Genomic DNA, 14,073 nt, shown 5'->3' with positions numbered 1-14,073 from the left:
TTTATGACAAAAGTAATTAAAAAACAAGCCTTAGGAAGAGGGTTATCAGCCTTATTAAAAGATCCAGAAAACGACATCAAATCAGTAGAAGATAAAAATGCTGACAAAGTTGTTGGAAATATTATTGAGCTTGAAATAAGCGCTATCGAAATAAATCCGTTTCAGCCTAGAAGCAATTTTAATGAAGAATCATTACGCGAATTAGCCACTTCTATTAAAGAACTTGGTGTTATTCAACCTATTACTGTTCGTAAATTAGATTTCAATAAATACCAGTTAATCTCTGGAGAACGTCGTCTTCGCGCTTCCAGCATGGTGGGCTTAACGCACGTTCCTGCTTATATTCGTATCGCGAATGACAATGAATCATTGGTTATGGCCTTGGTTGAAAATATTCAGCGTCATGACTTAGATCCAATTGAGATTGCTCTTTCATACCAGCGTTTAATTGACGAAATTCAGTTAACTCAAGAACAAATGAGTGACCGCGTTGGTAAAAAACGTTCTACAATTGCCAATTATCTGCGTCTTTTAAAACTAGATCCGATTATCCAGACTGGAATTCGTGATGGTTTTATCAGTATGGGGCACGGTAGAGCGATTATTAATATTGATGATTTAGACGTTCAAACTGATATTTACCAAAAAATCGTCAGCCAGAATTTATCTGTTCGTGAAACGGAGGCTTTGGTAAAAAATTACCACGAAGGAAACCAGCCAAAGGCAGACGGAAAACCTAAAGCAGAATCTGCATTTATAGTTAGAGAAACTCAAAAAAACACTTTTAACGATTATTTTGGTTCAAAAGTTGATATAAAAGTCGCTGGCAACGGAAAAGGAAAAATCACAATTCCATTTAATTCTGAAGCCGACTTTAATAGAATTATGAAATTAATAAACGGATAGTGAATAAGATTGTCCCCATCAGTATATTGTTCTTTATAATAGGAACCGTTTCTCTTTTTGCTCAGGTAAAAAAAGACACGGTTTTGGTCGTAAAAGACACTACTGCAATACCTGAGATAGATCCGCTTACCCCTGCAAAAGCAGCTTTTTATTCTGCAATTCTGCCAGGTCTGGGTCAGGCATACAACAAAAAATATTGGAAAATACCACTAGTTTACGGAGCAATTGGCACCAGTTTGTATTTTTATATTGACAACAATAAAAAATACAACCAATACCGAGATGCTTACAAAAGAAGATTAGAAGGCTTTAATGATGATAATTACCAATTTCTTGATGACAGCAGACTTATTGCCGGACAGAAATTTTATCAGAGAAACAGAGACTTATCTGCTTTATTTGTCGTTGGCTTTTATGTACTAAATATTATAGATGCCAATGTTGACGCCGCTTTAATTCAGTTTAATGTAAACGAAAGATTATCGATGCGTCCAGAAATTTATCCCAACGATGTAACATTTAGACCCAACGTTGGACTAACCTTTAATTATAAGTTTTAATAGACGCCATTCTATTAAAAAAAATCAAAAAAAATATCATAATGAAAATTGCGCTTTTAGGATACGGTAAAATGGGTAAAGTAATTGAAAGAATTGCTTTAGAAAGAGGTCATGAAATAGTATTAAAGAAAGATGAATTTAATACCTACGATGGACTTTCGACAGCAGCAGTTGCTATCGATTTCAGTGTTCCTACTGCAGCAGTAAACAATATTTCTGCCGCTTTTAATTCTGGCGTTCCCGTAGTTTCCGGAACAACCGGCTGGCTGGAGCATTATGACGAAATGATTGCGTTATGTAAAGAAAAAAACGGAGGTTTTATCTCTAGTTCTAACTTTAGTTTAGGCGTAAATATTTTCTTTGGATTAAACGAATATTTAGCCAAATTAATGGCTCCATTTGATTCTTATAATGTTTCGATGGAAGAAATCCACCACATTCACAAACTAGATGCACCAAGCGGTACTGCCATTTCTTTAGCGCAAGGCGTAATCGAAAACAGCAGTTATGACAGCTGGGCTCTGGACGAAACAAAAGAAAATACGATTCGCATTGAAGCTAAAAGAATTGGAGAAGTTCCAGGAACACACACTGTAAATTATGATTCTGCTATTGACAGCATCGAAATAAAACATACTGCCCACAATCGTGAAGGTTTTGCTCTTGGTGCCGTTATCGCTGCCGAATGGCTTGCGGGCAAACAAGGAATTTTTACAATGAAAGATGTTTTAAACCTATAATAAATTGACAAAAATTTAGGAACATTATTAGAATTAAAACCTAAATTTAAAATTTAAAAAATATACTATTATGACATTTTATGCTTGGTTCGTATTTTTCTTAGCGGTTCAAATCATCCATTTTTTAGGAACTTGGAAATTATATCAAACAGCAGGAAGAAAAAGCTGGGAAGCTGCAATTCCGATTTATAATGCTATTGTTTTAATGAAAATCATTAACCGCCCGACTTGGTGGACGCTTTTGCTTTTTATTCCGATTATCAATCTAATTATGTTTCCGGTTGTCTGGGTAGAAACATTAAAAACTTTTGGCAAAAAATCGACTTTAGACACTTTACTAGGTTTATTTACACTTGGTTTTTACATCTATTATGTTAATTACACTCAAAAATTAGAGTATCACAAAGACCGTAAATTAACTCCCGAAAACAAAACAGGCGATACCATCAGCTCCTTACTATTTGCAATTATTGTAGCAACTCTGGTTCATACTTATGTAGTACAGCCTTACACTATCCCTACTTCCTCTTTAGAAAAATCATTATTAATTGGTGATTTCTTATTTGTTAGTAAATTAAACTATGGGCCTCGAGTTCCTATGACAACTGTTGCACTGCCAATGGTTCACGATTCGATCCCGATGACCAAAAGCAAATCATACCTAAGCTGGCCTCAATTGCCTTACCTTAGACTTCCTGCGATACAAAAAATAAAACGAAGTGACATTGTCGTTTTCAACTGGCCTGTCGATACCGTACATTATTTCTTTGAACCAAAAGGACGTCCAGGTGTTATTAAACCAATTGATAAAAAATCAAATTACGTAAAAAGATGTGTTGGTATTCCTGGCGACAGCTTATCAATAAGAGATGGATTTGTTTTTATCAACGGAAAAAAATTAGTTTTACCAGAAAGAGCAAAACCACAATATTCGTATTCAGTAGCTTTAGACGGAAAAACCCCTATCGATTTTGAAAGTCTTCTTAGAGAATTAGATATTACTGACGGAGCTGGTTTTAAAACCGAAAAAAGAGATACTTTGTACTTTAGAGCTTTAACAGAAGCGAGTGCCGAACGTCTAAAAAACACTCCTGGAATTACTGCCGTAAAAAGAGAAATTGACAGAGGAAACGACAATGCTATTTTTCCGCACATCAATAAATGGAGCCAAGACAATTTTGGACCTATTTACATTCCTGAAGCCGGAAAAACGGTAGCTTTGACGAATGAATCACTTCCTTTTTACAAAGACATCATCACCAATTATGAAGGTAATAAACTAGAAATACAAGGCTCTAAATTTATTATCAACGGAAAACCAGAAACCACATATACTTTTAAACAAAATTATTATTGGATGATGGGAGACAACCGTCACAATTCTGAGGATTCTCGTTATTGGGGTTATGTTCCAGAAAACCATATTGTTGGAAAACCGGTTTTCATCTGGTTAAGCTGGGATACAAATGGAAAAGGAATTAACAAAATTAGATGGAGCAGAGTTTTTACTACTGTTGATGGCGAAGGCCAGCCGCAATCTTACTTTAAATATTTCTTAATTGTTCTGGCATTATTCTTTGTTGGAGATTATTTCTGGAAGAAAAGAAGAGAAAATAAAGCATAATTAACAAATTACATTTTTGTTTCAGGTTTCAAGTTTCAAGTTTATGCAAACCTGAAACTTGAAACCTGATTTTTTTTAAACTACATCCATATGACGTTTTACCTTTGGTTCGTATTTTTTCTAGCTGTACAAATTATTCATTTCTTAGGAACTTGGAAACTGTATCAAGCCGCTGGAAGAAAAAGCTGGGAAGCTGCAATTCCGGTTTACAACGCTATTGTTTTAATGAAAATCATACACCGCCCTACTTGGTGGACTATTTTATTATTTATTCCGATTATCAACTTAATAATGTTTCCTGTTGTTTGGGTTGAAACATTAAAAACCTTTGGCAAAGACAGTACTTTAGACACTCTGTTAGGAATTTTTACGTTAGGTTTTTATGTTTACTACGTTAATTACACGCAAAAATTACAATATAAAACCGAAAGAAACCTTAAGGCCGAAAACAAAACGTCTGATACTATAAGTTCTTTACTTTTTGCTATTATAGTGGCAACTTTAGTACACACTTATGTGGTGCAGCCCTTTACTATTCCTACACCCTCACTAGAAAAATCATTACTAGTTGGAGATTTTCTATTTGTCAGTAAATTAAATTACGGCCCTAGAGTTCCGATGACAACCGTTGCGCTGCCAATGGTTCACGATTCTATTCCTTTGACTAAGAAAAAATCCTATTTAAGCTGGCCTCAATTGCCTTATTTAAGACTTCCGGCATTCGAAAAAATAAACCGCTGCGATATTGTTGTTTTTAACTGGCCGGTAGACACCGTTCATTATTTTTTTGAACCAAAAGGAAGACCCGGCGTTATTAAACCGATCGACAAAAAATCAAACTATGTAAAAAGATGCGTGGGTATTCCTGGAGACAGTTTGTCTATTAAAGATGGAATTGTTTTTATCAACGGAAAAAAATTAATCTTGCCAGAAAGAGCTAAACCACAGTTTGCTTACGCAGCAGCACTAGATGGAAAAACACCAATTGATTTTGAAAGTGTATTAAAAGAGCTTGATATTGATCTTAACGGAGTTGGTTTTAGAAGCGAAAAAAAAGACACCATTTTCTTTAATGCAGTAACAGAAGCAAATGCACAGCGTTTGAAAACCATACCTGGAATCATTTCTTTAGACAGAATATTTGACAAAGGAAATAATAATGCCGTATTTCCACACATCAACAAAGGAACTCAGGATAACATGGGGCCTATTTATATTCCAGAAGCAGGAAAAACAGTGGCACTTACAAACGAATCACTTCCTTATTACCAAGAAATAATTACCAATTACGAAGGAAATACATTAGAACTAAAAGATTCAAAATTTATCATCAACGGAAAACCTGTCGCGACTTACACCTTCAAACAAAATTATTATTGGATGATGGGAGACAACCGCCACAATTCTGAAGACAGCCGTTATTGGGGATATGTTCCAGAAAACCACATCGTTGGAAAACCTGTTTTTATCTGGATGAGCTGGGATAGTAACAGAAAAGGAATTAATAAAATTCGATGGGATAGAGTTTTCACTACCGTAAATGGCGAAGGCCAGCCTCAATCGTATTTCAAATATTTCCTAATTTTGCTAGCACTTTATTTTGTCGGCGAGTTTTTCTGGAAAAGAAGAAAAAACAACAAAGTATAAAAAATGTTATTTTTGTTTCAGGTTTCAAACCTCACGTGTAATGAATGAACTTGAAACCTGAAACTTGAAATTTTAAACAAAATAAAAATGAATTCCTTACTACTTCCTACCTACTTTCCTTCAATTAGTCATTTTGCTGTTATAGCGCAATCTGACAAAATTACTTTTGAAATGGAAGATAATTTTCAGAAGCAGACCAATAGAAACAGAACGTATATCTATAGTCCTAACGGAATTCAATTATTAAATATACCTGTTAAGCATTCTAAAAATGCGCATCAAAAAACAAAAGACATTTTGATCGAAAATGATTTTGACTGGCAGAAACAGCATTTTAAATCGCTGGAAGCTGCTTACAGAAGTTCTCCTTTCTTTGAGTACTTTGAAGACGATATCGTTCCTGTATTCGAGAAAAAACACGAGTTTTTAATGGATTTAAACCTCGAAGTTTTTGATATCGTAACAAAATGTCTTCGAATGAAAATAGAGTTTGGAAAAACTACAGAATATTTTCATGAAACGCCCGACTTTAAAGATTTCAGATATCTGGCGAACGGAAAAAAAGATCCTAATTCTTTCGAAAAATATACTCAGGTTTTTGATGACAAACACGGATTCATCAATAACTTAAGTGTTTTGGATTTACTTTTTAACGAAGGTAAATTTGCAATGGATTATTTGAAAACGCAAAACATAATAATTTAGCGTCTAACATCATTGAAGGAATAGATTCATTATAAAATTTTAATGAAAATTTATTTGAATTAATAAAAAGTTAGAAAATACAATTGCGTAATCGAGGTTCTAAATTTTCAATACCTGCCTTGGGAGGATTTTGAATTTATAATAAATTGAAATTTTCCTAAACTTTATTCCATAGAAAGCCTTGTCATGATCGGATAATGATCTGAATTTTCGAAATCAGAGAAACTTTCGAACTGCTTTACTTTCATTTTACTGTCTGTAAAAATATAGTCAATTCTGGCAGGATAATAACGGAATTTATAAGTAGCACCAAAACCAGCACCTGCTTCTTCAAAAGCATCTTTAAGTTTTCCTTTTATGCTTCGGTACACATATGAAAACGGACTGTTATTCATATCACCGCAGATGATGATCGGATATTTGCATTTTTTAATATGCTCTTTAAAAATCTCGGCTTGCTCTTGCTGTTGTCTAAAACCTTTACTGATTCTGTTGTAAATGAGCTGCGATTTTTTCTGGTTGACATTGTCAATATCATTCGAAATTTCGTTTACATCTGGAGAAATCCTAATAGACTGCAAGTGCATATTATAAACACGTATAATATCTTTTCCGCGTTTAATATCGGCATAAACTACATTGTTATCCGATTTTGGAAAAACGATATTTCCTTCTTCTATAATTGGGAATTTAGAAAAAATGGCCTGACCGGTTTTAATCTTTTTTCCGTCAATAAAAATATAACGGTGCGGATAGACTTTTAAATCTAAATGAGCAGAATTAGAATATTCCTGAATACATAAAATATCCGGATCTTCCTGGTCTATAAAAGTCTTTATGTTTAATGGAATATCATCGCGGTCCAGCCATTTAAAAACATTAAAAAGACGCACGTTATAACTCATTACCGAAAAGTCTTTTTCGCCTTGAACATATTCTTTAGCAGCAAACTTATAAAACTTGCTGATAAAAGTAATTCCAGTCAACAATACTAAACCAGATAAAATAAGACGTTTTTTAAACTGAATTCCCCAATAGACAAAGAAGAACCCGTTTAACACGAAAAAGGCCGGCATAAACAACGTAAGCACCGATAAAAGCGGAAAACTTTTAGGTGCTAAGAATGGCAGAATATAAATACTAAATGTCAGGACAGTCAGTACAATATTCAAAAAGAACATAATCTTATTAAACCAAGAAAGGTTTTTCATATTTTCCTCCTACAAGTTATTTTCCAGCTTTAAATAAAAACTCTTTTTCTTCTTTTGTCAGGCAATCGTAGCCCGATTGGCTGATTTTATCCAAAATTTCATCAATCTGCTGCTGCGTTTTGTCTTTTGTAACAATTCTAGATGTTGGTCTTTCTGTAGGTTTTTTGTAATTTTTATGAACTTTTGTAAATGGGGTCGAAGGAGATTTTCTAAAAAGATTGGTGAAAAAGTCCAATATTTTAGAAACAATGATACTAAGGTCTGTACCGTTTTGTAATAATTTAATATAAGCAAATCCGAAGAAAGCACCTGCAAGATGCGATATATGTCCGCCCATATTCCCTGAACGAAACTGCACTAAATCTAAAATTAAAATTACGCCCGTAATATGCCAGAGTTTTACGTTTCCAAATAGAAACAAACGGACATTCATTAATGGAGAATAGGTTGTTACGGCAACTAAAATTGCCATTATCGCCGCAGATGCGCCAACTATAGAACCATAAATATTAGAAAAATAGAAGCTTAATGAAAAAACTACTCCAGCAAAAAGAGCACTTAAGATGTATAAACCCAAATATTGCTTTTGAGTAAAAAAAGTTAGAAACAAATTGCTTGCAAAATTTAAAACCATCATGTTAAATAACAAATGCCAAAAATCAAAATGAAAAAAAGCATACGTTAAAAATGTCCAAGGCTTAAATATAAAAATCTGAGGATCTGAAGACAGAGCCAGCCAACTAGGATAATCAAATCCACCTTTAAATCCGGGCCAGAAAAAAATCAAAGAAATAAGAAAGCAAGCCACATTCCAGTAAATAACACGTATTGCAATCCCGCCTAATCTATACTGCAGTTTTAAATCGTCTAAAATATTCATAAAAAGCCTTTTTGTATTTTTAGAATTCGAACTTAAAGTTAAAAATTAATTCCAACGATTGTTGTTAAACTGATTTTTTTTCCAATACCACATCATCAAAAACCCTGTAAGCGCACCGCCGACATGAGCAAAGTGTGCAATTCCAGTTCCGCCTGAACCAAACAATGAACTTCCTTTAAAACCTAAAAATAAATCGACTGCCAAGATTCCAGGAACAAAATATTTTGCCTTGATTGGCACAGGGATAAACATTAAAGCCAACTCAGCATTAGGAAACATAAATGCAAAAGCTGTAAGTAAGCCATAAATAGCCCCAGAAGCACCTAAAACTGGTGATCGTGTAATTCCATTAGCTTCAGCTAAAATATTGTACTGTTCTTGTGTACAATGTGCATTATCTAAAATAGTTGCTATTTCTCCAGGCATCATTCTACTATTAGCATCAAACAAAGACCCAAGATCCGTATTTAAAATTAAATGTAAATCTGTTTTAGACAAATTCAAATCAGCTACAGAATTTAAAAGAGATTGAAGCTGTAAATAATTTACTCCTGTATGAAGTAAAGCTGCCCCTAAACCACAAGAAATATAGAAAAACAAGAACTTCTTTCCACCCCAGAAATGCTCTAATGCAGACCCAAAGCTGTACAAAGCAAACATATTAAATAATATATGCATAACATTTGGCCATTCTGCATGCATGAACATATGCGTTAGAGGCTGCCAGATTCTAAAATTATCACTCTCTGGATAATAAAGCATCAAATAATTATACGAAATTGGAACTTGTTGAGAACCAATAAAAAATATTATATTTATAATTAGCAGTTGTTTAACTACCGGAGTGATATTCATCATAAGGCAAACTTTTTATCTATATCTTCAACACGCATGGTAATGAAGGTAGGTTTTTGAAAAGGTGAAATATTTGGATCTTTACAGGCAAATAATCCGTTTACCAGATTGTCCTGTTCTTTTTCGGTTAAATAAGATCCCGTTTTAACCGCTAAACTTTTGGCCATTGACTTAGCAATAGTATCGTTCTGACTGTAACTGCTTGCCGGGATTCCGTCTTGCAGATCACTTAACAACTGTTCGATTACCAGCGAAACCTCACTTTCTGTGATATTTACCGGAATTCCAGAAATCACAACATGATCGTTTTTGGATTCGTCAAAAACAAATCCGGTTGTTTCTAATGAAGGTTTTAATTCTTCGATTAATTTCATTTCGCTTGACGAATAAAATAAATCTAACGGAAACAACAATTGCTGGCTTGACGCTTGATTTACGGTCATGTTCAGCAGGAATTGTTCGTACAAAATACGCTGGTGCGCACGCTGCTGGTCTACGATTACCATTCCGGACTTAATAGGCGAAACGATGTATTTTTTATGAATTTGATATGTTTTTTGAACCGCTTGTTCTACCTCATCATCATTAAACAAAGAGGATGTAACTTCTTCGTTTTCGAATGTAAAAGGCGAACTTTCGATGCTTTCAGGATTTTCGACATCCAATCCTACGTATAAACTTTCCCAGCTTGCAGTCGGCTCTACTCTTTTGGAATAACCAGAATAAGAAGAACCCGAAGAAGCTCCAGATGAAACAGAACTGTAACTGGATCCGCCAGAACTTGCTTTACTGTAATGCTGATTGGTCTTATCATCTGTAAACGGATTAAACGTTCCGTCTACCTGAATTGTAGGTACTTCCGCCTCTAAATCTTTGTAATGATAAGGAGTATCTAAATTGGCGTCGCGGTCAAAATCTAATACAGGCGAAACATTAAACTGCCCTAAACTGTGTTTTATCGAGGCACGTAAAATAGCATACAAAGCCTGTTCATCATCAAACTTAATTTCTGTTTTAGTCGGATGAATATTGATATCTATTGTATTTGGCGGTACTTGCAGAAATAAGAAATAACTAGGCTGCGAACCGTCTTTCAGCAATCCGTCGTACGCTGCCATAACGGCGTGATGCAGATACCCGCTTTTAATAAAACGGTCGTTTACAAAAAAGAACTGCTCTCCTCTGTTTTTCTTGGCAAATTCTGGCTTACAGACAAAACCCTGAACGTTTATAATTTCGGTATCTTCATTTACAGGAACCAGCTTTTCGTTGGTTTTTCCAGACATAATCCCCACAATTCTCTGGCGATAACCTGCTGCAGGAAGATTATACATTTCGCTTCCGTTATGATAAAAAGTAAAGTGAATATTTGGATGTGCTAAAGCGACACGCTGAAATTCATCCATAACATGACGAAATTCGACGGTATCCGATTTTAAGAAATTACGGCGTGCGGGAATATTAAAAAACAAGTTTTTGACTGCAAACGAAGTTCCTTTTGGCAAAACCGCCACTTCTTGAGAGATAAATTTACTGCCTTCAATTATAATATGGGTTCCAAGTTCGTCCTGATCCTGTTTGGTTTTCATCTCCATGTGCGCGATCGCTGCAATAGAAGCCAAAGCTTCGCCGCGGAAACCTTTGGTCCCCAGTGAAAACAAATCTTCGGCCTGACGAATTTTTGAAGTCGCATGACGCGCAAAACACAAACGGGCATCGGTAACATTCATTCCTACACCATTATCAATAACTTGAACTAAAGATTTACCCGCATCTTTTATAATCAATTTAATGTCTGTTGCTTTTGCATCTACCGCATTTTCTAACAACTCTTTGACAACAGAAGCTGGTCTTTGAACCACTTCTCCGGCAGCAATTTGGTTAGCAACGTGATCTGGAAGCAATTGAATAATACTCGACATTAAGCAAAAATAATTTAAAGGTTAGGTTAAGTTTTTTGTAAACCAAGAAGCACAAATTTAGTAAATTTTGGTTTGGTTTCAGAATAACAGCTATCATAAAAAAAACAAAAAACCTATACTATTAGGACACAGTATAGGTTTTAGTATTTTTAAAACAAATGTGTTTATTCTTTTTCGATTTTTATTGGAGTGTCTTCAATTTGAATAGCTCCAGAAGCTAATAAAGGCTGAGTGAAAGAATGCGTCATAGAAGCCTGCTGGCGAATGTAAGCCATTTTAATTGCTGCAATTGCCGCTTCTGTTCCTTTGTTACCGTGAACACCGCCGCTTCTGTCTATAGACTGCTGGATGTTGTTATCGGTCAAAACGCAAAAAATTACTGGTATATCCGTTTGTACATTTAAATCTTTAATTCCCTGCGTAACCCCTTCACAAACAAAATCAAAATGTTTTGTCTGACCTTGAATAACGCAGCCAATTACGATAACGGCATCTACGTTTTGCGTTTGAAGCATTTTTTTTGCTCCATAAATAAGTTCAAAACTTCCTGGAACATTCCAGCGGATAATTTGCTGCGCTGGAACATCACAATCGATCAACGCTTCAAAAGCGCCGTTGTAAAGTCCTTCTGTTATAGTATCATTCCATTCAGAAACAACAATCCCAAATCGAAAGTCTTTCGCATTTGGGATTGTGTTTTTATCGTATTCAGATAGATTTTTATTTTCAGTAGCCATCTCTATATTTTAGATTTAAGTTTTTTAAATTTAAGATTGCTAAAATACGAATCTAAAATCTAAAATCTTAACTCTACAATTAAAATTATTGTGCTAATCCGATGAAAGCATCAATAGTTGCTGCTTCTGGAGTTGCATCGTAATTTTCTTTAATATCATTAAAATATTTCAAAGCATCTTCTTTTTGGCCTAAAGCCAAAGCAGTTTTTCCAGCTTTTAGTAAGAAACGAGGCGTTGTAAAATCATTTTTGTTAGAACCAGCAGCTTTTACATAATAGTCTAAAGCTTCTTTCTGTTGATTTTTTTGAGAGTAAGCGTCACCAATAGCTCCTTTTGCCAATGCACTTAAAATAACATCTTCTGATTTAAATTCTCCTAAATATTTGATAGCATCATCATATTTTCCAGTATTTAAATAAGCCATACCAGCGTAGTAGTTTGCTAAATTTCCTGCATCTGTTCCAGAATATTCGTCAGCGATTTTTACAAATCCGAATTTACCCTCTGAACCATTTAATGACAATTTGTATAAAGAATCGCTAGAAACACCGTTTAAAGCTTTTTCAAAGTTTTGCTGCGCAACAAACATTTCGCTAGCAGCTTCTTCTTGTTTAGGATTTGCAACAAATTTTTGATAAGCTAAATATCCAATTGTAGCAATTGCAACACCAGCAACTAAACCAATAATGATTTTTTGATTTTTAGCCACCCAATCCTCAGTCTTTGAAGCTGTCTCATCTAATTTTGAAAAAACGCCAGCTGTTGTGCTGTCTTTTTCGTCAATAACTACTTGTTGCTCTTCAGTAACTTCTTTAACTTCCTTCTCCTTTGGTGTCTTATATCCTCTTTTATTGTAAGTTGCCATTTAAAAATTATTTAGTGAACGGCAAAAATAAAATTTTTATTGAAATTGACGTAAAAAATTTCAATTTTATCACTATTTTAAAAGAAATATTTTGCATTTGCTTTTACGCTTTCGCGAAAGCATTAAAAACGAATCAGTTAAAAACGACGGAATACCCAATGACAGCAATGCTTTTCGGATAATTTTTATACTAAATTTCAAACGGCGTTTTAGAGGCGTCCAAAAGACTATTTTGACATCAATTTCTAAAAGTATTAAACTTCGTTAAGAATCTTCCTTTTTGTACCTTTGTAGTTTCTCTTAAAAATGCATTTAAACAAAATCTCCTTATTTAATTATAAAAACTTTTCTGAGGCAAGTTTCGAATTTGACCACAAAATCAATTGTTTTGTCGGCAAGAACGGGATCGGAAAAACAAATGTATTAGATGCCATTTACCATCTGGCTTACGGAAAAAGTTATTTTAATCCGCTTGCAGTGCAGAACATTAAGCACGGCGAAGAGTTTTTTGTAATTGACGCTGCATTAGAAAAAAACGAAAGAACCGAACAAATTGTCTGCAGCTTAAAAAAGGGACAAAAAAAAGTCTTAAAACGAAACGGAAAAGCATACGATAAATTCTCGGATCATATTGGTTTTATTCCGCTTGTTATTATTTCGCCGGCTGATCGCGATTTAATCGTAGAAGGAAGCGAAACCCGTCGTAAATTTATGGACAGTGTAATTTCGCAGCTGGACTCCGCTTATCTGCATCAGCTGATTCAATACCAAAAAATAATTGTGCAGCGAAATGCGCTCTTAAAATACTTTGCCTTAAATCATGTTTTTGACAACGATACTTTGTCTATATACAATGAGCAGCTGCAGGAATATGGAAAATCGATTTTTGAAAAACGAAAAGATTTCCTGGAGCAATTTATACCTATATTTAATAAACACCATCACGACATAACGGGATCTGAAGAAAGTGTGCAGTTGGTTTATGAAAGCCATTTGTTTGAAAAAGACCTATTAACGCTTTTACAGGAAAACATTAATAAAGACCGAGCACTGCATTATACTAGTGTTGGGATTCATAAAGACGATTTGTCTTTTGAAATTGACTCGCATCCGATCAAGAAATTTGGATCGCAGGGACAACAGAAGTCTTTTTTGATTGCTCTAAAGCTCGCACAGTTTGAATTTCTAAAAAAACAAAGCGGCGTTAAACCTCTTCTTTTATTTGATGATATTTTTGATAAATTGGACGAAACCCGTGTGGCCAAAATTATCGAAATGGTAAACAGCGAAACCTTTGGGCAGCTTTTTATATCAGATACGCATCCTGAAAGAACAGAAGCGATTGTAAAATCGACCCATCAAACGTATAAAATATTTAATTTGTGATTTTTTTGATTTGCAAGAAATTGTTTAGAATTAAA

Annotated in this window: 13 protein-coding genes; 7 read left to right on the top strand and 6 right to left on the bottom strand. The window is 34.5% G+C overall.

The window, feature by feature from the left end:
- Positions 1–3 precede the first annotated feature (3 nt).
- From C4F50_RS23245 to C4F50_RS23220, 6 genes are all read left to right on the top strand, one after another.
- Positions 4–906 (top strand): ParB/RepB/Spo0J family partition protein, encoded by a 903-nt coding sequence (locus tag C4F50_RS23245; protein ID WP_194141024.1) that lies wholly within the window; start codon positions 4–6, stop codon positions 904–906.
- Complete coding sequence (locus C4F50_RS23240; RefSeq protein ID WP_194141023.1) at positions 906–1,466, top strand: DUF5683 domain-containing protein; 561 nt, start codon at positions 906–908, stop codon at positions 1,464–1,466. Before C4F50_RS23245 ends, C4F50_RS23240 begins: the two co-directional genes overlap by 1 nt.
- A gap of 41 nt (positions 1,467–1,507) precedes the next feature.
- Positions 1,508–2,206 carry a 4-hydroxy-tetrahydrodipicolinate reductase gene (gene dapB / locus C4F50_RS23235; protein ID WP_194141022.1) on the top strand — a complete coding sequence of 233 codons (699 nt, stop codon included), beginning with the start codon at positions 1,508–1,510 and terminating at the stop codon, positions 2,204–2,206.
- 70 nt (positions 2,207–2,276) lie between these two features.
- Positions 2,277–3,830, top strand: coding sequence for a signal peptidase I (lepB, locus tag C4F50_RS23230; RefSeq protein WP_194141021.1), 1,554 nt, complete (start codon positions 2,277–2,279; stop codon positions 3,828–3,830).
- Between the two features lie 90 nt (positions 3,831–3,920).
- On the top strand, positions 3,921–5,477 hold the full coding sequence (lepB, locus tag C4F50_RS23225) for a signal peptidase I (RefSeq protein WP_194141020.1): 1,557 nt from the start codon (positions 3,921–3,923) through the stop codon (positions 5,475–5,477).
- An 87-nt stretch (positions 5,478–5,564) separates the two neighbouring features.
- Positions 5,565–6,182 (top strand): WbqC family protein, encoded by a 618-nt coding sequence (locus tag C4F50_RS23220; RefSeq protein WP_194141019.1) that lies wholly within the window; start codon positions 5,565–5,567, stop codon positions 6,180–6,182.
- Positions 6,183–6,346: 164 nt separating this feature from the next.
- Here the strand turns inward: C4F50_RS23220 and C4F50_RS23215 are convergent, their stop codons facing one another.
- The 6 genes from C4F50_RS23215 to C4F50_RS23190 form a co-directional block, all read right to left on the bottom strand.
- Positions 6,347–7,393: an endonuclease/exonuclease/phosphatase family protein gene (locus tag C4F50_RS23215; protein WP_194141018.1), complete on the bottom strand. Its 1,047-nt coding sequence runs from the start codon at positions 7,391–7,393 to the stop codon at positions 6,347–6,349.
- Between the two features lie 16 nt (positions 7,394–7,409).
- Entirely contained in the window at positions 7,410–8,273 is an 864-nt protein-coding gene (locus C4F50_RS23210; protein WP_194141017.1) for a rhomboid family intramembrane serine protease, read from the bottom strand.
- Between the two features lie 45 nt (positions 8,274–8,318).
- Positions 8,319–9,131 (bottom strand): rhomboid family intramembrane serine protease, encoded by an 813-nt coding sequence (locus tag C4F50_RS23205; RefSeq protein ID WP_194141016.1) that lies wholly within the window; start codon positions 9,129–9,131, stop codon positions 8,319–8,321.
- Entirely contained in the window at positions 9,128–11,050 is a 1,923-nt protein-coding gene (mutL, locus tag C4F50_RS23200) for a DNA mismatch repair endonuclease MutL (RefSeq protein WP_194141015.1), read from the bottom strand. Before mutL ends, C4F50_RS23205 begins: the two co-directional genes overlap by 4 nt.
- A gap of 164 nt (positions 11,051–11,214) precedes the next feature.
- Positions 11,215–11,787: a 6,7-dimethyl-8-ribityllumazine synthase gene (ribH, locus tag C4F50_RS23195; RefSeq protein ID WP_194141014.1), complete on the bottom strand. Its 573-nt coding sequence runs from the start codon at positions 11,785–11,787 to the stop codon at positions 11,215–11,217.
- 85 nt (positions 11,788–11,872) lie between these two features.
- Complete coding sequence (locus tag C4F50_RS23190; RefSeq protein ID WP_194141013.1) at positions 11,873–12,652, bottom strand: tetratricopeptide repeat protein; 780 nt, start codon at positions 12,650–12,652, stop codon at positions 11,873–11,875.
- Between the two features lie 306 nt (positions 12,653–12,958).
- On the opposite strand from C4F50_RS23190, the gene recF reads away from it, so the two are divergent.
- Complete coding sequence (gene recF / locus C4F50_RS23185) at positions 12,959–14,038, top strand: DNA replication/repair protein RecF (RefSeq protein WP_194141012.1); 1,080 nt, start codon at positions 12,959–12,961, stop codon at positions 14,036–14,038.
- The last annotated feature ends 35 nt before the right edge of the window (positions 14,039–14,073 follow it).

Source organism: Flavobacterium hungaricum, from assembly GCF_015182285.1.
GTDB classification, from domain to species: Bacteria; Bacteroidota; Bacteroidia; order Flavobacteriales; family Flavobacteriaceae; genus Flavobacterium; species Flavobacterium hungaricum.
This window is presented reverse-complemented; position numbering and strand designations above follow the sequence as displayed.

Bases quoted from the DNA above. Each gene is read 5' to 3' on its own strand.
- ribH (WP_194141014.1), bottom strand. From the start codon at position 11,787: ATGGCTACTGAAAATAAAAATCTATCTGAATACGATAAAAACACAATC.
- lepB (WP_194141020.1), top strand. From the start codon at position 3,921: ATGACGTTTTACCTTTGGTTCGTATTTTTTCTAGCTGTACAAATTATT.
- C4F50_RS23245 (WP_194141024.1), top strand. From the start codon at position 4: ATGACAAAAGTAATTAAAAAACAAGCCTTAGGAAGAGGGTTATCAGCC.
- lepB (WP_194141021.1), top strand. From the start codon at position 2,277: ATGACATTTTATGCTTGGTTCGTATTTTTCTTAGCGGTTCAAATCATC.
- recF (WP_194141012.1), top strand. From the start codon at position 12,959: ATGCATTTAAACAAAATCTCCTTATTTAATTATAAAAACTTTTCTGAG.
- C4F50_RS23220 (WP_194141019.1), top strand. From the start codon at position 5,565: ATGAATTCCTTACTACTTCCTACCTACTTTCCTTCAATTAGTCATTTT.
- C4F50_RS23210 (WP_194141017.1), bottom strand. From the start codon at position 8,273: ATGAATATTTTAGACGATTTAAAACTGCAGTATAGATTAGGCGGGATT.
- C4F50_RS23205 (WP_194141016.1), bottom strand. From the start codon at position 9,131: ATGATGAATATCACTCCGGTAGTTAAACAACTGCTAATTATAAATATA.
- mutL (WP_194141015.1), bottom strand. From the start codon at position 11,050: ATGTCGAGTATTATTCAATTGCTTCCAGATCACGTTGCTAACCAAATT.
- dapB (WP_194141022.1), top strand. From the start codon at position 1,508: ATGAAAATTGCGCTTTTAGGATACGGTAAAATGGGTAAAGTAATTGAA.
- C4F50_RS23215 (WP_194141018.1), bottom strand. From the start codon at position 7,393: ATGAAAAACCTTTCTTGGTTTAATAAGATTATGTTCTTTTTGAATATT.
- C4F50_RS23190 (WP_194141013.1), bottom strand. From the start codon at position 12,652: ATGGCAACTTACAATAAAAGAGGATATAAGACACCAAAGGAGAAGGAA.